Origin of the sequence: Haliea sp. E1-2-M8, from assembly GCF_030649675.1 — a bacterium.
In the GTDB taxonomy this organism is placed as follows: domain Bacteria; phylum Pseudomonadota; class Gammaproteobacteria; order Pseudomonadales; family Halieaceae; genus Haliea.
Window position 1 is genome coordinate 1 of sequence record NZ_JAUTDR010000037.1, and the last position, 19,652, is coordinate 19,652.

The 19,652-nt window shown below is 55.1% G+C and carries 16 protein-coding genes; 12 read left to right on the forward strand and 4 right to left on the reverse strand.

Going from position 1 to position 19,652, the window contains the following annotated elements; all coding sequences use genetic code 11:
* Positions 1–312 precede the first annotated feature (312 nt).
* Positions 313–2,235, reverse strand: coding sequence for a DUF3604 domain-containing protein (locus Q6D67_RS20010; RefSeq protein WP_304707445.1), 1,923 nt, complete (start codon positions 2,233–2,235; stop codon positions 313–315).
* 157 nt (positions 2,236–2,392) lie between these two features.
* Positions 2,393–3,403: a MarR family winged helix-turn-helix transcriptional regulator gene (locus Q6D67_RS20015; RefSeq protein WP_304707446.1), complete on the reverse strand. Its 1,011-nt coding sequence runs from the start codon at positions 3,401–3,403 to the stop codon at positions 2,393–2,395.
* Positions 3,404–3,545: 142 nt separating this feature from the next.
* On the opposite strand from Q6D67_RS20015, the gene Q6D67_RS20020 reads away from it, so the two are divergent.
* From Q6D67_RS20020 to Q6D67_RS20050, 7 genes are all read left to right on the forward strand, one after another.
* A complete protein-coding gene (locus Q6D67_RS20020) occupies positions 3,546–4,403 on the forward strand; it encodes an NAD(P)-dependent oxidoreductase (RefSeq protein ID WP_304707447.1) in 858 nt (285 codons plus the stop codon).
* A gap of 9 nt (positions 4,404–4,412) precedes the next feature.
* A complete protein-coding gene (locus tag Q6D67_RS20025; RefSeq protein ID WP_304707448.1) occupies positions 4,413–5,882 on the forward strand; it encodes an aldehyde dehydrogenase family protein in 1,470 nt (489 codons plus the stop codon).
* A complete protein-coding gene (locus Q6D67_RS20030; protein ID WP_304707449.1) occupies positions 5,879–6,631 on the forward strand; it encodes an SDR family oxidoreductase in 753 nt (250 codons plus the stop codon). The genes Q6D67_RS20025 and Q6D67_RS20030 overlap by 4 nt, the downstream gene beginning before the upstream one ends.
* 82 nt (positions 6,632–6,713) lie before the next feature.
* Positions 6,714–8,390 (forward strand): FAD-binding protein, encoded by a 1,677-nt coding sequence (locus Q6D67_RS20035; RefSeq protein ID WP_304707450.1) that lies wholly within the window; start codon positions 6,714–6,716, stop codon positions 8,388–8,390.
* Positions 8,391–8,516: 126 nt separating this feature from the next.
* A complete protein-coding gene (locus Q6D67_RS20040) occupies positions 8,517–9,347 on the forward strand; it encodes an SDR family NAD(P)-dependent oxidoreductase (RefSeq protein ID WP_304707451.1) in 831 nt (276 codons plus the stop codon).
* Between the two features lie 134 nt (positions 9,348–9,481).
* Positions 9,482–10,249, forward strand: a complete 768-nt coding sequence (locus Q6D67_RS20045) for an SDR family NAD(P)-dependent oxidoreductase (protein WP_304707453.1) — start codon at positions 9,482–9,484, stop codon at positions 10,247–10,249.
* A gap of 70 nt (positions 10,250–10,319) precedes the next feature.
* On the forward strand, positions 10,320–11,129 hold the full coding sequence (locus Q6D67_RS20050; protein WP_304707454.1) for an SDR family oxidoreductase: 810 nt from the start codon (positions 10,320–10,322) through the stop codon (positions 11,127–11,129).
* 195 nt (positions 11,130–11,324) lie between these two features.
* Here the strand turns inward: Q6D67_RS20050 and Q6D67_RS20055 are convergent, their stop codons facing one another.
* Positions 11,325–12,086, reverse strand: coding sequence for a tyrosine-protein phosphatase (locus Q6D67_RS20055; RefSeq protein ID WP_304707455.1), 762 nt, complete (start codon positions 12,084–12,086; stop codon positions 11,325–11,327).
* A 69-nt stretch (positions 12,087–12,155) separates the two neighbouring features.
* Complete coding sequence (locus Q6D67_RS20060) at positions 12,156–13,265, reverse strand: phosphotransferase (protein WP_304707456.1); 1,110 nt, start codon at positions 13,263–13,265, stop codon at positions 12,156–12,158.
* A gap of 248 nt (positions 13,266–13,513) precedes the next feature.
* On the opposite strand from Q6D67_RS20060, the gene Q6D67_RS20065 reads away from it, so the two are divergent.
* The 5 genes from Q6D67_RS20065 to Q6D67_RS20085 all read left to right on the forward strand — a co-directional run bounded on the left by Q6D67_RS20065 (position 13,514) and on the right by Q6D67_RS20085 (position 19,649).
* Positions 13,514–14,185, forward strand: coding sequence for a TetR/AcrR family transcriptional regulator (locus tag Q6D67_RS20065; protein WP_304707457.1), 672 nt, complete (start codon positions 13,514–13,516; stop codon positions 14,183–14,185).
* 596 nt (positions 14,186–14,781) lie between these two features.
* Positions 14,782–15,507: a sterol desaturase family protein gene (locus Q6D67_RS20070; protein ID WP_304707458.1), complete on the forward strand. Its 726-nt coding sequence runs from the start codon at positions 14,782–14,784 to the stop codon at positions 15,505–15,507.
* A 44-nt stretch (positions 15,508–15,551) separates the two neighbouring features.
* Entirely contained in the window at positions 15,552–15,926 is a 375-nt protein-coding gene (locus tag Q6D67_RS20075) for a carboxymuconolactone decarboxylase family protein (protein WP_304707459.1), read from the forward strand.
* Positions 15,927–16,025: 99 nt separating this feature from the next.
* Positions 16,026–18,266, forward strand: a complete 2,241-nt coding sequence (locus Q6D67_RS20080; protein ID WP_304707461.1) for a TonB-dependent receptor — start codon at positions 16,026–16,028, stop codon at positions 18,264–18,266.
* Between the two features lie 117 nt (positions 18,267–18,383).
* A complete protein-coding gene (locus Q6D67_RS20085; protein WP_304707462.1) occupies positions 18,384–19,649 on the forward strand; it encodes a hypothetical protein in 1,266 nt (421 codons plus the stop codon).
* Positions 19,650–19,652 lie beyond the last annotated feature (3 nt).

Consider the following 19,652-nt stretch of genomic DNA (forward strand, 5'->3'; position numbering starts at 1 on the left):
ATGAGGCGGGCCACTGACAGCTAACTACTGCTGGACTCAGGCAAAAAGGGCGTTTATTCTTCTTATACTTGAGGTAGTAGAGTTTGAACAAACCGCCTCGCTACTACCCCCGTAAATCCCCACGGTCACTCGAGGTCTCGGACCCGGTCTTCTGATGAGTCACGAAACTTTTAATGAAGGTGACCCGAATAAAGGTCGTTTGATCGAAAACTGACCGCATTTGGAGTTTCGGCAAGCTGCCGCGCCAGACCTGCCGGACCGGCATGCCGAGAGTGTGACAGTCTCTCCCTCACCGCCACTAAATATCGCTTGTTACGGTACAGCTGTTGCCGCTGGCTGATACCAGATGGGAGAAGTGTAGGCTCTCTCCTGGTGCGTCAGCGCTGTGCTGGAAGGGATGTCTGCATTCAGCCGCGCCCGGTCATGCACTGGCCAGCGCGGAGTGGGAATCTCCAGCACCCGCAAGTAATACACAGCTCCCTGTGAAGCATCGAAATCCGGGTCCGTCCATACGACGTTAAGTTCGGCACTGCCGATCGTATTCTGGTAATGCCCGGTTGCAGTGTCCACGGTATTACCGACGGCGGGCAGAGTGCCCTGGGCGTCGGGTTGCCGCGCACCCGACCAGGCCACGTCATACACTTTTTCCCGGCTCTCGCCCCAGGCGTCTACCCATCCCTTGACAATCTGCAGGCGGTCGAGGTGCGCTCCCTCAGGTTCTTTGAGCGCAGCGGCCATGAATACCGGGGCCCGCGCTGGGTCTTCGCGAGGCGGCAGCACGGCGCCCATGGGGACACCTTTTAGGTAGCCCTGCAGCGCTGAATTTGGTGCTTGTAGGTCCTGCTCGTTGTAATCCCAGCCGCCAAAGAAGCGCACAGTAATGCGCGGGCCAGTGGTGGCGTAGACCTCGCGCCGCCGCATCGCGTCAAACAAGGCCTCCCGCGTATTGTCAGTCGCCCACACGGCAGAATAGCCTGCCGCGAGCAACTCGGTGTTGCTCATCTCGGCCTCGGGTATACCCCAGGTACCGCTGGCACGTTCCACTGATGGCTCGTGAATGGGCATTTTTCCCCAGAAGTTGTCTTCCTCAACGGCGGCTAGCGCGGTGTGCGAGTCCGTGCTGCCAATCACGCCGAACTGAAAGGGGTTCACCCCAGCGCGTTGTTCGACCTGAAGCCCGGTCTGCAGCGCGGGGCGAATGTACTGGAATCGTTGCATCCAGTCTTCCTGCGCGGTGCTCATGTCGATATTGAATTTGTCCCAAGTGCCGTAGTCGGCAAATTCGTCGGTGGGTGAGAGCAAAGGATGCGCCTCACTGTCTCCCTTTATTTGGGTGATCTCCACGAGCGGCTCCCAGCGCTGGCGCTCACGGGCGTAGTCGGCGCTGATTGGCTCTCCGTCGGCGGTCGTGTCGGCAAACATCTGACCACCGCTCAGGTTGCTATTGTGCGGAATTGCCAGGGCCTGGCCGCCGGTATTTTTCTCGTAGGCGGCGAGGTAGCGCCAGAGCGCCTGCGGATCGTCGCTGTCGAACACGGAAAATGGCCTGACTTGATTGGCCCGTTCTGCGCTGTCACGGAGCACGACCACCCGGTGCAGGTTGTTACCGTCGGGCATCGCGGACCATTCAAAGCCAATGAATGCGGTGAATTTGCCGGGTTCATTGGCTTCGTCCGCCATGCGGCTGTTGGCTTCCCAGGGCGACGCCAGGGATGTCGGTAGGGTCACGAGCGGCGTGCCGCTGTCATAGGAAGCGCCGATTTCAACCATCATGCGGCTGAAGCCTACCCAGTCCCCGCTGGTAAGAATATCCCGCCAGCGGCGCGCGGTTTCGTTCTGCATTAGGGTGGGGTCGCCGGCGCGGATCGGTGGCATGACACCCAGATACTCGGCGTGGTCGGCAACTACGAGAAAATCCAGCGGTTGATTCATGCGCGCGCGCAGGCCGGTGCTGGTGGTAATAGTCTCGCCCTTGGCGAAACGGTAGGCCTCTGCGGCAGTGAGGTTGTGCAGGCCGAACAGGTTGGCATCCAAAGATGCTGCGGTATGCAGGTGAGTATCGCCCCAGTAGACCCGCTGTGGATAGTCGCGGTCGGCCCAGGGCGAGTAGGGGTCGGCGTGGCTATAGATCACGCTGCCCAGCATCGATGCGCAGGTCAGCAGGGCACTGATAAACCGGACATTGGCGCGGGAGACACTGAAAAACGAGAATTTGGAAACCAGATTATCTTTCATATTCATATTCCTGATTTGGCCAGGGCCTGTATCCGGAAGGCGATGAACTCGTCGTGTGTGGTTAGGGCGATGATTGCCGCTAGCGTGAGCAGTGCTTCTTGCCATCTGTAGTACACCAATATACGGACGATCTCGGACTCCATACTGTCACCGCGTTTTATTTGAAGGGATTCATCAGTAACTCCCCCAGTTGGCTTGCCCGGTCTGCCCCCAGACGAGAGATAAGGCTCCTCGCCAGGTCATGCAGTTCGCCGCTTTTGAGAAGCGGTTCGGGTTGCAGGATGGTGTACAGCTGGCGCATGCAAAGCTGAAGCGTGGGCAGGCCCTCCGGTGAGTCTGGCAAGGCCAGCTCTGCTTCAAGCGAATCAATGGCCTCGACCGCTTCACGTATCATTTCATGGCCTGCGGGCGTTAAGTGGAGCAGCACCTGACGGCCGTCCCTGTGATCAGTGCGACGCTCGATATAACCGAGCGTCTGCAGCTCCGAGGCAATAACGTTGATGGCCTGCTTGCTTACTTTGTAGGCATTGGCCATCACCTGCATGCGACCGCCGTCGTCCCCTATCAGCGTCAGCACCTGACCATAGGAGAGTTTCAATCCAGGGTGTCCTTTGGCCTGTGTCAAGTTCATGAGTCGTCGGCTCATGTAGTCACTCAGCCGAGGAAGCAGGGAGGTGAAACGGGCTTCGGGTGCGCTCGTGCCGGCTTGAATGCCTGCAGGTATGCCCGGAAGCCGCGAGACAATGGCGATCAGTGCTTCGCGACATTCCTCAAACTTGGGAGCTCCCAAACGTGTCTTGTACTCTGCCTCCAGCTTGGCGGCTACCGCCAGTCCGTCCGTTCGAAGTTTTTCACCGGCCGCTGTCAGAGTAATCTGTTTGGCACGGCCGTCTTCGGGGTCGGGGGCGCGGCGCACATAGCCCAGAGACTCCAGTTCGTTGACCACCGCATTCGCGGCCTGGCGGGTAATGCCGAGGTGATCTGCAATGCTGCTTAGACGGCTGCCGCCATCGGCGGTCAGGGAGATATAGGGCTCGAAGCTCAGTCGCAATCCGCCATGCTGGTGGGTCTCCACCAGACTTTCCATTATGCGCGATTCCAGCTGCCGGGTGATGGCAGCCACATGTCGGGGGAAATTGTCTTGATAGCGTTGGAACACGAGGTTCATGGTGACGATTGGCCCAAATGGTCTGGCGAATTTATTGGAGGTAAAATGATAAGTTAGAGTTGACGCCGAGTCAAATAGAGTTGACATGATTGTGCGGCGCTGCCTACACTCTAGGGCAAAGTAAATAATATGGAAACCCGCGATGACACTGCCCACGAACGTAGGCTATATCGGTCTTGGTAACATCGGCGGGCCTTCCGCCCGGCACTTGATTGGCAAGAGCTGGCAAGCCCATGTCTATGACGTCTGGCCGGCTGCCATGGAAAGCCTGGTCAAGGAGGGTGCCATTGCGGCCAGCTCGGTGGCCGACCTGGCGGCAAAGTGCCAGCACATCGGTATCTGTGTGCGCGACGACCAGCAGGTTGAGTCACTCCTGTATGGCGCGGCGGGTATTCTGGAAAATGCCGCCGCCGATACTGTGATCTCCGTTCACAGCACAGTCTCCCGCGCGGGATTGGTGCGTTGGGCAGCAGATGCGAGCGAGCGTGGTCTCCACCTGATCGATGCCGCCATTTCCGGGGGCAAGCAGGGTGCTGAGGAGGCGCGACTTTGCTACATGGTCGGCGGCGCTGCCGAGATCGTTGAACGGGCCAGGCCCGTCTTCCTGACTTCGGCTAATTCGGTGATCCATGCTGGCGATCTGGGCACGGGGCTGTTGTTGAAACTGTGTAACAACCTGATCACCTACGCTGAGTTCATGGCCATGTCCGAGGCGGTGCGGCTGGCCGAAGCGGGTGGGCTGGCGCCAGAACTATTGCGCGAAGTGGGCAAGTCCAATGGCGTCGTCAATGAAATGATGTCCCAGTTCATCAGCAACCGTAACGCGCTGGCGCGTGAGTGCACGGAGGAACAGATGGATCAGTTCTTCGGTGACTTTGGTCGCCTGGCGGAGAAGGATCTTGATTGTGCCCTGCAGTCCGCCGAGGAGATGGGCGTGAGCCTGCCGTCTACCCGCCGTCTGCGCGACCAGGCGCTCGCGCTTTTTCTCAACAAGGCCTAGGAGTAGTTCATGCAAGCTGAATCCCGTCTCTTTATCAATGGCAAACTGGTCGCGGCAGCTTCCGGCAAGACCTATCCCAATCTGGATCCGGCAACCGAGGAGGTACTCGGAGAGGTGGCCGATGCGGGCCTGGAGGATATGGATCAGGCGATCGCCGCCGCCCGCCGTGCATTCGACGAGACCGACTGGGCCACCAATCACGCTTTCCGGCTCAAGTGCCTGCAACAACTCAAGGCGGGCCTGGTGGCCGAGATGGGCAGCCTGAAGGAGCAGATAGCGACTGAAACCGGCTCACCCCTCGGTATCTGTGGTGCCGGCGGACCCCAGTGCGAGGTGCCGATCAGTTTCCTGGATTTCACTCTCGAGACTTTGCCGAAGTTCGAATGGAGTCGCGATATCGGTCTATCCACGATGATGGGCATACAGTCCCGGCGGCTGGTGGAGAAGGAGGCCATCGGTGTGGTGGCCTGCATTACCCCCTGGAACGTGCCCCTGCAGATCAATCTGGCCAAGTGCGTGCCCGCCCTGGCGGCGGGTTGCACTGTGGTTCTGAAGCCGGCGCCGGATACCCCCTGGTCAGCCACGGCGCTGGGCCGAATTGTCAGTGAGTACACTGACATCCCCGCCGGGGTATTCAATGTGGTGACCTCCGAGGATCCTGTTACCACGGGTGAGGCGCTGGTACGTGATCCGCGTGTGGACATGGTTTCCTTTACCGGTTCTACCGGGGTGGGCAAACGGATCATGGCAATGGCCTCCGAGACGGTGAAAAAGGTGTTTCTGGAGTTGGGCGGCAAATCCGCGAATATCATGCTGGATGACGCCAATCTGGAGCAGAGCCTGCTGAGCGCCCTCAGTGTGTGTTTCCATGCGGGGCAGGGCTGCGCAATTCCCACCCGGCTTCTGATTCCCCGGGAGCGTCAGGCGGAGGTCGAAGCCTTGCTCAAGACGTACTTCGGCTTCATCGAGTACGGCGACCCGAGCTCGGAGACCCAGATCATGGGCAGCCTCATCAATGCCCGCCAGCGGCAGCGCGTGCTGGCCTATATCGAGAAGGGCAAGCAGGAGGGAGCGCGTTTGCTCCTCGGGGGTGGTGTGCCGGCCCATCTGGACAAGGGTTTCTATGTGGAGCCGACCGTATTCATGGACGTCAGCAACGACATGACGATTGCCCGTGAGGAAATTTTCGGCCCTGTACTGGCGGTAATTGCCTACGACGGCGAAGAAGATGCCATCCGTATTGCCAATGATTCCGACTATGGCCTCTCCGCCGGGGTGTGGTCGGCCAGCGAGGAGCGGGCGCTGGCTGTCGCCAGGCGTCTGCGGACTGGCACCGTCAACGTCAACGGCGGCAATTTCTACGGTGCCGACGCCCCCTTTGGTGGCTACAAGCAGAGTGGTCTCGGCCGCGAGATGGGGCGCGAGGGCTTCGAGGAATACCTGGAGACCAAGACGATTGCCCTGGCGGTGTCTTCATGAGCCCACCCGTTCACGTTATAACCGGCGGCGCCCGCGGCTTTGGTCGCGCCATAGCGGAGCATCTGCTTGCTACAGGCGCCCGCGTTTGTCTGCTGGGGCGCAATCGCGCCCGTCTCGACGAGGCGGTAGCAGCACTGGGTGAAAATGCATCCGCTGTGGTCTGTGATGTGGCCGACAAAGACAGCGTCAGCAGCGCCTTCGCTGAAGTTCAGGTGCGTTATGGGAAGATCAACAGCCTGGTGGCCAATGCGGGAGTCGCCCGCCCGGGGCGCATCGAGGTGATGGCTGCGGACGAGATTGCGCTGCAACTCAACACCAACTTTCTGGGTACGGTGCTTTGCTGTCAGGCCGCCATTCCCCTGCTCCGGGGCGCCGAGAATCCGCGCATCCTGACCGTGTCCTCAGCCAGCGCCTGGCACACCGATGAGATGAGTCATCTGTCCATCTACGCCGCCAGCAAGGCGGGCGTTGAGCGTTTTACCCGGGACCTGCGCGAAGAGTTACAGGTCGATGGTATCGGCGTGACCTGCTTGCGGCCGGGGGCAGCGGAGAGCGAGTTTGCACTGGATTGGGACCAGGAGATCCTGCAGGAGGCCTTTGTCGCCTGGCGCGACACAGGCCCCCTGATGGACGTTGGCATGGCCGTGGATCAGGTGGCCGGGGCAGTGGTCTGGGCACTGGCTCAGCCGCCGGGTGTGGCGGTAGACCTGCTGGAAATTCGTCCGAACATGCTTTCTCCAAAACCATGAGGCGGCCACCCTTTGAGCGCGCGTTTGTGGCGGGCTATAGCACCGTGCAGTTTCAGGGTTGAAAATTGGAGAGCAGCAGCTGATGTGGGATTCGGAACATGACGTCATTGTCGTCGGCAGCGGCGCCGGGGCACTGACCGCTGCATGTCGCGCAAGTGATCTCGATAATAAGGTGTTGGTTGTAGAAAAAGCATCCTTTTATGGGGGAACTTCCGCAAGCTCCGGGGGCGGTTTGTGGGTGCCTAATAACCATTTGATGTTGGCAGCCGACATTGAGGACAGCGAAGAAGACGCATTGCTCTATTTGCGCAGTTTGACTGCAGGGGATGTTGCGTCAGAGGTCATCGAAGCCTATGTCCGCGAGGCCCCGGTGATGCTCCGCTACCTTGAGGAGCAGACGCACGTTGCCTTCGAAGCCATGCTTCACTATGCCGACTATTATCAGGAATTACCGGGCTCCAGACCTGGTGGACGGTCTATCGATCCGTTGCCGTATCACGCTAGTGCCCTAGGCGAGTCCTTCGGCACCTTGGGTATGCCACATATCCAGACTCAGGTCATGGGACTGATGGGATACACCAATCAGGAAGGGGCCATTCTCCTGAGCAAGGCACCTAGCTGGTGGAAGATAGTACTGAAGCTTGCAATGGAATATGTATTCGATATTCCCGGCCGAATAAAAGGGCGTCGATCTCGGCGACTGGTGATGGGCAATGCGCTACTGGGGCGGTTGCGGCGCTCGATTGATGATCGCGGAGTGCCCATCTGGCTCGATTCTCCGGTCAGGGAGTTGATTCAGGAAGAAGGGCGTGTTACCGGCGTGGTTGTCGAGCACAATGGCACGACAAAAAGGCTTGGCGCTCGCAAAGGAGTAATTGTCGGTGCTGGTGGTTTCGAACATTCTCAGGCCCTGCGGGAAAAATACCTGCCTGGACCGACTCGCGCGGAATGGTCGGCTGCTTCGCCGACTAATACCGGAGATCTGTTGTCGGCCGCGATGGCGGTTGGCGCCGCCACGCATCTTATGGACGAGGCGTGGTGGGGCCCCACGATTCGGGTCGCAGGGGAAGATAGGGCTCGTATGTTGTTCACGGAGCGCTCAATGCCGGGCTGTATTCTAGTGAACAAGCGAGGGGAGCGTTTTGTCAACGAGTCTGTCACTTACTCTACGGCTGTCCAGGCAATGTACTCTGGTGATAACTTACCCTGCTATGCAATTTTTGACAGTCGTTATCGCAGAGAGTATCCGTTCGGCCCTCTGCTCCCAGGTGGCATGCGTCTTGATTGGCTGCAGCGCAGAAAGATAAGCAAGGATTTGTTGGCCTCCTCCAATTCCATTATTGAGCTTGCTCAAAAACTGGGTATCGCAGAAGAAAGCCTTGCACAGACTGTGGAATCTTTTAATGGCTTTGCTGGTACCGGGATCGATGAGGCGTACCACCGTGGCGAAAGCAGCTATGACAAACTTTACGGCGATGTGCGTCTCGGCCCGAATACATGTTTGGCAGCGCTGTACGAGGCGCCATTCTATGCCATACAGGTGTACCCAGGTGACATCGGAACCAAGGGCGGCCTTCTAACCAACGAACATGCCCAGGTTTTAAAAGAGAACGGCGAACCACTTCAGGGGCTCTATGCTATCGGTAACTGCGCAGCATCCCCTATGGGACGCTACTACCCGGGCGCGGGTGCAACACTGGGGCCGGCTATGACATTTGGCTTTATCGCCGCTGGCAGCATCTCGAGATGTTCCTTGTGAAATTAATAAGAGTATTGTTTATACCCGGTCATTCAACAATATTCACCATCGCATATTTACGGATGATATTGCCTGTCGCTATTTTGTAGCAATCCCTGTTCTGGGTAACAGTCGGAGAGATTTTCAATGAGTATATCTATTGATCTAACAGATAAAGTTGCCATTGTAACTGGAGCGGGGATGGGTATAGGAGAGAGCGTGTCCCTCGCTTTGGCAAGAGCGGGCGCAAATGTGGTGTGTTTTGCGCGGACCGCCAAGGACATAGATGAGACCGCGCGAAAAGTCAGCGCGCTGGGTGTAAAGGCGCTAGCCATATGTGGAGATGTCACTGTTGGTAGGGATCTGGATCACTTGGTGGCGGCAACAGTTCAGGAATTCGGTCGTATAGATTTCCTTATAAATAATGCGGGTGGCACCGTTTTCAACGGTTTTTTGGATACCAGTGACGAAGAGTTCTCTTTCCTTTTTGACTGGAATACCAAGTCTGCATTCATGCTTTCCAAGCGTGTCGCTCCCTATATGGTCCAGCAGGGATCGGGTGTCATCATTAATGTTTCTTCGGCTGTGGGTCATATCACGGGAAGAGGCCTGATGGCATATGGCGTAGCCAAAGCCGGCCTCGATTACCTGACTCGTAGTCTGGCCGATGAACTTGCACCTCGTGTACGCGTTAATGCGATCGCACTGGGTTCAATCATGACGCCTTCGCTGAAGCGTATGTTGATTGAAGAAGATGCAAGTTTCGGAGCCACTATGATAGAGAAAACGCCCCTGCGCAGTATTGGTGACGCCGACAAGGTTGGCGAAACTGTCGCGTTTCTATGCTCGCCTGCCGCCGATTACATTACGGGGGATATACTTCGTTATGACGGTGGCCTGCAGGATAACAGCCTGCCATTCCGACTTGCAGATTACGAACCAGGTACCGTTTTCGATCGCGATAAGGATGAGACCTAGGCGGGAGCCCCAATCAGCAGTCACCGGCTCATGATCAGCAGGTCATCCCAGTTTCACATGCATGCAACGTGATAAAACAGGCTTTTCACAGGTGGTTTTTCCAGAAAATATCTCAGTCATATACAGGAGTTCGTATGGTACAGGATTTTCCGGCGGGGGTTGCGCTCGTCATCGGCGGCAGTGGCGGTAACGGCGCCGCTATTTGTGAAAAATTGGCGGAAGCGGGTAGCGACGTGGTGCTGACCTATAACGGAAATCAGGAGCGAGCCGTAGAAGTCACTGAACGGATCAGAGATCACGGGAAGGATGCAGAGCATCACCAGCTCTCTATTGGAGACCATGAGCGCGTTAGACAGTTGATAGATGATGTTGCCTCCAGACGCAGAATTCACACTGTAGTTGTTGCAGCGGGATCAGACATTCCACAGCTGATGATCAGGGATGTATCCCCTGAACAGTGGCGGCGTGTGATCGACTCAGACGTGAATGGTTTCTTTAATGTGGTTCATGCCTCCTTGCCCCACATGAAGGCTGCTGGTGGAGGTTCTTATGTGCATATCAGCTCCGCTGGACTGCACAAATGGCCGGAGCGAGATGTGCTTTCCGTCGCACCTAAGGCTTCGATTGAATGGCTCATTCAAGGACTTGCAAAAGAGGAGGGCGCTCTGGGTATCCGCGCCAACAGTGTTGCCATCGGTGTAATCAACGCAGGAATCTTCAAGCGACTTTGGGCTGATGGCTCATTTGACGAGGCCTGGAAGGATGCTGTCCAGACTGGGCTGTGCATAAAGCGCTGGGGTGAGCCCGAGGAGGTGGCACACGCTGTTGTCTATCTGGCATCAAGGCGCGCAGCCTACGTGACTGGCCAGATACTCTCGGTCGATGGTGGCTATGGTGTCTGACAGGACACATCGCCGGTAGCTGTTCTATCTAATGGACACGGGCAATTAAAGAGAAGGAAAAGGGAACATTATGAAAGATGTACTAGGTTATCAGGGAAAGCAAGTTGTCATTACTGGGGCCGCTTCAGGCATGGGTGCGGCGGCTGCGCAATTGCTGGTGGACGTCGGTGCGGAAGTCTATGCGCTGGATATCAGCAATGTCAAAGTGCCAGTAAAAATGGCGATCAAGACAGACATGAAAGATCAGGCTTCAGTCGACGCCGCGATCGGTCAACTACCGAAGGAAATTTACGCGCTGTTCAACTGCGCCGGCGTGCCGCACCCTCCGTTTTCCGCTCTGGATACGGTGATGATCAACTGGGTAGGCGCGCGTTATCTCACCGATGCGATGAGTCCACGTATCAGCAAGGGGGGTGGCATCGCGTCTATCGCCTCAACGGCGGGCATGGGCTGGAAAGGCAACCTGGAACTGGTCAAGGAGTTTCTGGGCGTAACAGGATTTGCCGAATCCAGAGCCTGGCTGGAAGCGCACTCTGACCTCAATGTGGATGCGTATGGGTTCTCTAAGCAATGCATGATCGTCTACACCATGATGCAAGCGGGTGAGCTTGCCAAACGCGAGGTGCGGATTAATTGCATCAGCCCTTCTCCTACCGAGACGGCCTTTATGGACCAGTTGACCAAAGATTTTGATCGTGATCTGATCAAAGTATTTTGTCCCTCCAATGGGCGGTTTGCCGACCCTGCGGAAATGGGTGAGCCACTGGTATTGCTAAACAGCAAGCTTGCGAGTTTTGTCAGCGGTAACAATCTGCCGGTAGATTTTGGCTACTGCGCACAAGTTTGGACTCAGCAGCGGGATAATCTGCTCGGTATCTAATGGAGCCTATTCACAGAACATGGCGAGAGATGGTATCACTGGAAGGTCAGCGATCAGGAGCGCGCGTAGCGCGCTGTCTCTCTGTCACTAGCGTCCTGCTGGCCCGTGAACACGTAACGTGTTCTAGATATGGAAGACAAACCGCTGGATTAGTTGCAGTTAGTGATACAGCGCCAGCTCTTTTCAGGGACTGGATCAAGCCTCCACAAGTAATTTCTGCCGAATATGTTCCTGTACGTCGAGATTAATGCCGAGCACCTCATCAAAATAGCTTGCGACATCGCCATGCTGATTTGTAATTTGTTCAAAGCAAGCATTGAGGTAGTCTGGATGCGCAGCTATCAAGGCATCTACTACGTCTTCACTGGGCGCGCGACCTTCTGAAGATTTATCTACCAACATCCGGAAATTGAACGCCCGCTCTGTCAATATGTAATCGTCAAGAATCACGTCGCGGTCTATACCGAGCAAATCGAGTAACAGCGCCGCAGCTATTCCGGTACGATCTTTTCCTGCCGAGCAGTTGAATAGTAATGGCAAATTCCCAGTCGCGATGCCTTCGAAAAGTGCCTTGTACGCCTCGGCCTGCTCATAAGGTAGCTCGCGGTAGTTGTTCATCATGGCTTGATGCGCATCACTGCCTTTGACCCAGGGCATATCGAGCAGACGAGAAAGCTCAGCGCCGGATGAATTGTAATCGCGTTGATAAACCAACAAGTCAGTAGAATCTGGCCAGTGATGGGGCTCAGTCGCACGCTCACGTTCATTGCGAAGGTCATAGACCGCCTGGATACCCATCCCTGTCAGAATCTCCACGTCGGCGGAGGTTAGACGAGCCAGCGACCCAGAACGGTACAAGGTGCGCCAACGCGTGATACGACCATCAATGGCAGGATAACCGCCCAAGTCTCGAAAATTACGACCACCCACCAATGCGATGATGCGGCTATGTGTCATTCCCTTTTATCTCCGGGAGGTAATCACGCGCTTGGATACCGGTACCTTATGGCGTATTCAGCTGGGAAATCAAGCATATTCAGGTGCATCAGGAATATGGGCAAGTGCAGCCTTCGAATCAAGATCCATATAGGCCGTAAACAGGCGAACATGGTTGCAGACATTAATGTCCCAGCCGTAATTTTCCACGGGCGTGGTCAGCCAACCAATATAGAGACACCAGGTCGCGGCGCGCCGGAATTCCAACCAAGCAGTTTCCAGATTCGGTGCGTTAGTCACACCATTGCTGCGCAACTGCGTCAGGTAGTAATCAATCAGGCTCCGGTCATGAGCGCGGCGTGTCGCCACATCTAGCGAGGTGATAATGATGTAAGAGAGGTCGTGCATGAAATAGCCGCGCGCCATCAACTGCCAGTCTAAAATGCCGCCCCGACCGTCTGGTGTCAGATAGGTGTTACCGACATGCGCATCTCCATGGCAAAGGGTGAACGGCAACGTCGCCTGATGGAACTGGAGCTTGCGGTAATCGTGGTAAAGCTGATTTGAACTCAGGTCACAGGCTGCCAGCATCTCTCGCTTGAACTGCTCGTTCTTGCACTCATTCGTAACTAGCCCAGGAACGAGATCAGGGTCATGGAATAACCTGTAGAGGTCACCGCTGATATGAGGCTCGACAAACGACAGCTCGCCCAGCAGTTCCTCGCTCTGCCAGAATCGCGCATGGAGCGCGGCCAATGTGTCTAGGATGCCACGTACATCCTCGACTGAAACTGCCGTCTTGACCGTCGGAAAGGTGACTCCACGTACACGCAGATCCTCCAGTGCCAAACCAAAGGTTCCTGAGGCCTCATCAAATTCGCCGCCAATTGCACGCGGTGTCTCAATGTCCAGTGAGGGGCGAATGCGGGTATAGAACGCCACTTCATTACGGTAGATTGCCTGAGCAAAGATATCGGGGCGTGCAATTTTGATCACCACTTTCTCATTCGGGCGACCAGAAACCTTCAAGTCCAGCTCGATACGTCCTGCGGTGGAAACTTCGTTACTGCCATCTTCATGATATTTGGCTGCGGTGATCTCGAAGCCTTCAACCTCTGCTCTCGGATCAATAGTCTGCACCAGCTCAGTTAGTCGCTCCCGCGTAATCTCCTCTGCGGAGACCGGAAATGCCTTAGACATAGCGATAGTTTCCATCTCGAAAATTGGATTCAGGCGGTAGCCGCCACCAAGCATGCACATTAGGCTGTACTATTAGTTTAGTCAACTGACTTTTACTGACTTTTACTGACTTTTACTGACTTTTGGGGGCGATGTCCTGGCGCAAATTGGTCCGAATGAATCGCCGAGAGCCTGCAGGCCCTGGCATGCTTCGGCCAACACCGCTTTGATTCGGTGGCACAATCATGATCTGATAGAGGCGTTTTGTTATGACTTCGGAGGCTTCATTGAAAGGAATACCAAAGGCTACCGGCGCCGGACGGCGCAAGGGAGGCCGCAGCGCCTACCAGCAGGAGCAGCGGGACAGCACCCGAAAAAGCCTGTTGGGGGCAGGATTGAGTGTTTTCACCGAAAAGCCATATTTTGAAGCTACTATTGATGATCTCGTGCGAGCCGGCGGCGTCAGTCGCGCCGCATTTTATATACATTTCGAAAGCAAATTGGATTTGGCATTGGCCGTGTTTAAATCCGGCGTGGGGTCGGTACGGGAGATGTACGAGGCGCTGCCGTTTCTCAAAGCCGACGACCTGCCCGCAGTTCGGCAATGGCTAGGTCAACTGCTGAGGCTGTATCGAGAGCAAGTGCATATTTTGCGTCTACACGCGGAACTGGATGCCTTTGAGCCTCGCTTCCAAGCCCACGACGACACACTCAACGACAACCTGATAGAGGCGTTTGCCGAGGCGTTACCTTCCTTTCGGGCCGCGCTTGCGCACGAAAAAAGTTCGATCCCCGTCCGTGTAAAAACGATCATGATGGTCAAGCAGGTAGGCACTGTTTGCGCAATGCTCGCTATGCGGGAGAAAGTGGAGCACGAGGAAGTTTACATCGACATCTTGAGTACAGTACTCAATGACTTCCTAAGAGAATATCAGTCCTAAACCCAGCGACAACCTCGCAGTACATAAACTGCCAGCCAAGGTTAGCCGATAAACGTCAGAATCTCTGTTGAAAGGATAACCGGGTTGTCCAGGTCTTCGAGTCAGCAGCAAGTTACCGAAAAAATATTGCACTATCTGCAGGGATTCAGTCCGAATTGAGTTGGGATCAAATCCTATGGGGTTTCCTTAAAGTCTGTGCAGTCCTGTTTATAGAAGCCTAATTGTCAGCACTGCTTGACGTATAGTCAATTCATGGTTACATTTAAGCTATGTCGTCTATTCGCGCCATAGATTCTAGCGCCGATCCTGTCTGGCATCGCCACCGGGATATCTTTTCGCGCGACATGTGGTGTGCTACTGGCTATGTGGGATTCCCGATGATGGAACGGCTCTTGGGGGTTTATGGATTTCGCCACCTGCAGGTGAACTACGATCCCTGCGCATCATTGTGCCAAGTGCGAAAATCGGAGGTGTCAGTGTTCACAGGTGCCGAGCCCGATTTAGCGAAAAAGGAGCGGAAGTCAGGCATGACGTGTCCAGAACACCCCGAGAAATCGGCCAGGTTATTATTGAAGTAGAGAGCTGCGGAGTACGTCATGTCTCAATTTGTATCCAATATTGCGGCTCAGTACCATTGGCAGGCTGCGCTTATCGTGCTGGCAGGAGTGGTGGTAATCTCCAGGCTGGGTCACTTTCTTGCGTTCAAGATTCCCGCCCTGCAACGTATGCGCGAGGTAAATCGGAAAGAAGACGAAAAGAAACAGGCCAAGGAAAAATACGCACCCGTGATGCGTGCAAGTCGCGATGTGGGGCTGGTTACCAACGTAGTATTCTTTGTGCTGATACTGCCGTTTTGCCTGACGCTACAGCTGGATTCGGTTTGGTGGGTGCTGCTCGATAGCATCATCATTTTGATGGTATATGATTTCTTCTATTACCTGTGCCATCGTTTCTGGTTTCATGGCAACGGCTGGATGCGCAAGATACACGCGGTGCATCATCAAGCCAGAAGCCCAACTTATATAGACGCCTATTACGTACACCCCTTCGAGACCTTTGTCGGTGTGGCCTTGTTCCTGGTATCCATCCCCTTGCTGGCTGCGTTGCTGGGCCCATTCCATGTGGGCAGCGTCATTATCGCCTACGTGTTATTCACCCAGTTGAATATCATAAATCACATTTATGTGGACTTGCCCTACAGCCCATTTAGAACACTCAGCTGGATTTCAGAAAAGCACCGTGTGCATCATGAAAGTATGCATAAAGGCAACTATGCCACCATCACCCTGCTTTACGACAAGCTGTTTGGCACCCTTGATTGACTGATCACTTCAAAGCGCACAAATAAAGATAGGAGAGGAGTGCCATGAGCAAGAGATCTCGACGCGAAGTTGGATTGGAGATGATCAACGAGGTGTATGCAGGCGACGTGGCGGTGCCTCCAGAAGGTCATGTCTTTATCGATGTCATGCTTGAGCAGCTTTTTGCCGAGCTCTGGACTCGCGATACCCTGTCGATGCGCGACAAGCGGATTCTTCTGCTGGGTATTATCGCCGATAAGGGCGAGCCGGTTACCTTCAAGATCCAGATAAAAGCCTCACTAAAGCGCGGCGAAATGAACGACGAAGAGGCACGAGAACTGCTGCTATTCATCGCTCAGTACGCTGGTTACCCGAGAGCCGCCAGTCTGCTTGGTCCCATTGAAGAAGCGATTGCTGAGGCAGCCCGCGACCCTGGCTAACCCTGGCTTGGAGGGGACGGATAAGCAAAGTGTGATGTTATTTTTGAGAAGTAGGTTAATACACGATATCTATAACAATTATGGTAAAGGAGAGTAGTTATGTTTGATCGATCCAGCTGTAAATTCGTTGTGCCGAGATTGTCCTTGCATTCCAGCGTTTTGGGAGCGCTCGCACTTGTTTTCGTTCAGCCTGGCCAGGTGTTGGCGCAAGGGGCGGGCAAGCTTGAGGAAGTGGTTGTCTCTGCTCGAAAGGTGGGCGAAAGTATGCAGCAGACGCCTATCGCCGTCAGTGCCTATACTAATGAAACGCTACGTGAAATCGGCCTTGAAGCTATCACATCCTTGTCGGTTTTCACGCCCAATTTGCAATTGCAGCGTGGCGCGGGTGGTGACAGTTCGCTAGTCGCGTGTATGCGCGGGCTTTGTCGTACCGACGACATCATCACGGAAGAGACAATGGTCGGTACTTACGTCGATGGCTTCTATATTTCGCGAATGCAGGGTGCCTATTTTGATCTCTTGGATATTCAACAGATTGAGGTGCTGCGCGGCCCTCAAGGCACCCTGTTTGGCAAAAATACGGCGGGTGGAGCTATCAACATTACCACCGTGCGGCCCAGTGATGAATTTGAGGGCTATGTTGTCGGAAACCTAGGTAGTGACTCACTCTATGGAGGTAAGTTTAGTGTCAATGTGCCGCTGACAGACGGTCTGGCCGCTCGGGTTAGCTATGGCCAGCAGAAGCGGGATGGCCTGATCGAGAATACGAGATTCTCCGACCTCAACAGCAAGGATTATCAGACAGCGCGCATCGCGTTGGCTGCGGATATTGGGGACCGGTTTACTGCCGACTACACCTTCGAGTGGTTTGACGCCGATCAGACCCCAAACGGCTGGCAGCCAACCTTGGTTGAGGCAGGATTAGACGTTGTCTTTCCTGGCCTGTCTTCCACGAGCGACCCTACCTTGGCGCGCACGGTCTCTACTCAAAGCGAAAACTTCGACAAGATCACTCAAACTTTTAACGGGCTTACTCTGTCCTACGAGGTTGGGGATGTTGGACCTGTTGAAGACCTCACGATCAAGTCTCTCACCGGATATCGCTCGAACGATATGAGCAGTTTCCGATCAATGACTCCCTACTATTTTCTTTCCGGTCCGCTCGCTCAGGATTTCAGTTTGTTTACCCAGGAATTCCAGTTTCTGGGCTCAGCGCTTGACGATCGCCTGAATATTGTGTCCGGTGTTTTCATAAGTTCAGATGAAGGCTTCTACGAGTTGAAACAGCAGTTTGGTTCTGCCACACCGAGCACGATCATTACGTTGGAGACCGAGACAGATACATGGGCGGCGTATGCAGAGTTGTCTTATCAGTTTAGTGATAAATGGAAAGCGTCAGCAGGCCTGCGTTATTCTGAAGAAAAGAAAAAGGTGGGCTCTTCGATCTTTTTCCCTCCTACGGGCGTAACATTGCCTATCAGTGATTTGGCACCTGAAGACACGTTCGAGACGGACAATGTTTCACCTCGTGTGACAGTGGCCTATGAGCCCACTGACAGCATAATGCTCTACGCTGCCTACGCGCTTGGGTTCAAGAGTGGGGGTATCAACGGCCGAGCAACGGGAGTTCAAAACTTCGTAGTCTATGACGATTCTGAGATAACAAGCTATGAGGTGGGCATCAAATCCGATCTGTTTGACAATCGTTTACGCCTGAATCTTGCGCTTTTTTACCAGGAGCTGGATGACTGGCAAGTACAGGTGAACAGTATCGACCCCGACACTTTCACCTTTCTTAGCCGCATAGAGAATGCCGCTGGGGCAAATATGAGCGGGGCTGAGTTAGAAGCGACGTGGGTCGTGACGGAGTCATTACAGATTAACGGTTCTCTGGGGTGGATCAACGCCGAATACGATACTTATCTGAGTCAGGACTTCTCCACGCTGGAGTTTATCGATGTTGCTGATCTCTACGAGTTCCAGTTCACGCCGGATTGGACCGGTAGCGTTACCGCACGCTATGAAGCACGGCTCGGCGAGCTCGGAACGCTTGTGGCCCGGGTTGATTGGTCCTACGTCGACAACCAGTACTTCCAGGTAAGGCCTTCGCCGCTTATAGAGGGTGACAACTATTCCCTTCTGGATGCGCGGCTTGAGTTGCGTGAGGCGTTTGGCTCAAGTTTGGCCATTGCGCTCTGGGGCAAGAATCTTGGCGACAAGGAATACCGGACTGGCGGGTTTGATGTGCCGACATTTGGCATTAATCCTCCTGACGGGCTTTATGCCAACAGCTGGGGAAACACGCGTACGTGGGGCGTTGATGTGCGGTACGACTTCTGATGCGACGCCTTTCGGGGCTGCCCATATTCGGTGTCGAATAAGCTTGGTCGCGGGGTGTACTCCGTGTCCGGTTTGACGATGACGCGAGTATACTCCTGCCTTGGGGGAGTGGGATGTATGAGACGAATCAAGCATTGGGTGGTGGTGTCGCTGGTGGGGGTGCTGGTATCAGCGTCAGTTGTGGCAGAGGATCGCGTGGAAACTGCGTGGTCGCGTTTCACCGACGAGCTGGAACAGGTGGGACAGCGCATGCAGGCACGCTTGCCGGAACGGCTGCGCGATGACCCCCAAGTGCAGCGGGAAGCTGACAGTCTGATTCTCCAGGCGATGGCGCGCGAAGTGCTGGAAGTGCTTGCTGCCGATGAAGAGCACCCCGTATTTCTGCCGTCTCTGGGTGCGGCGATCAATATTTTCCAGCCCAATGCAGATACTGTCTATCTGAATGCGAATATCTCCGATCAAGGTACTTACCGACTGAGAGGGGACAGTGGTTCCGTGCGTATTATCAAGATGGCCCAGTTTCGTTCGCTAACGAATGAGGTGGCGTTTGAGGATGGACCTTCATCCCTGCAAGCTCTTGCTTACAATGATTTCAACGAACTCACGATTGATGGTCAAGGTCGTTTTGACGTGCTTCTCAGTCGCCAGCGTCCAGATGACCATAAAGGGGACTGGTGGGAGCTGCGCCCGGGAACGGGGTTCCTGATGATCAGGCAGATGTCTTCGAACTGGGCCAGTGAGAGAGACTGGCGTGTCGCGATAGAGCGCCTGGACACTCCGGTGCAACGCGTTAGAGTCAGTGCCGCTGAGCTTCAGGCGCGATTGGATATCCTTGCGCTGCGGATTGGCAACGTGGCCCTGTCGCTGGTAACGCACGTTGATAACATGCGCAACGCGGGTTATCTCAATCGCCTGCGGATCATGCACACCCCTGGCTCACTGGAAGGGCAGTTTTATTATGAGGGTGCCTACGAAATCACAGCTGACGAGGCGCTGGTGGTGGAGGCTAAAGTGCCAGACGAGTGCCTCTATTGGTCGACAATTCTCACCAACGATATTTACCAAACCATCGACTGGATTAACAACCAGAGTAGCCTGAATGATACTCAGGCACGTGTAGACGTGGATGGGGTAGTGCGCTTCGTGCTGTCGTTGAAGGATCCTGGGATACACAACTGGCTTGATCCCGCGGGCCATGCTTCTGGCGCTCTGCAGGGCCGCTGGACGGGCTGTGCCGGTACGCCTATTCCCGAAGTCACCAAGGTGAAGTTTGCCGATCTAGATAGCTTCTTGCCTGCCGATACGGCGAGAGTGACAGCGGAGGAGCGTGAGGCAGCGATTCGCGAGCGCCGTATGCATTTTCAACTGCGCCCTCTGTGGTAGGGA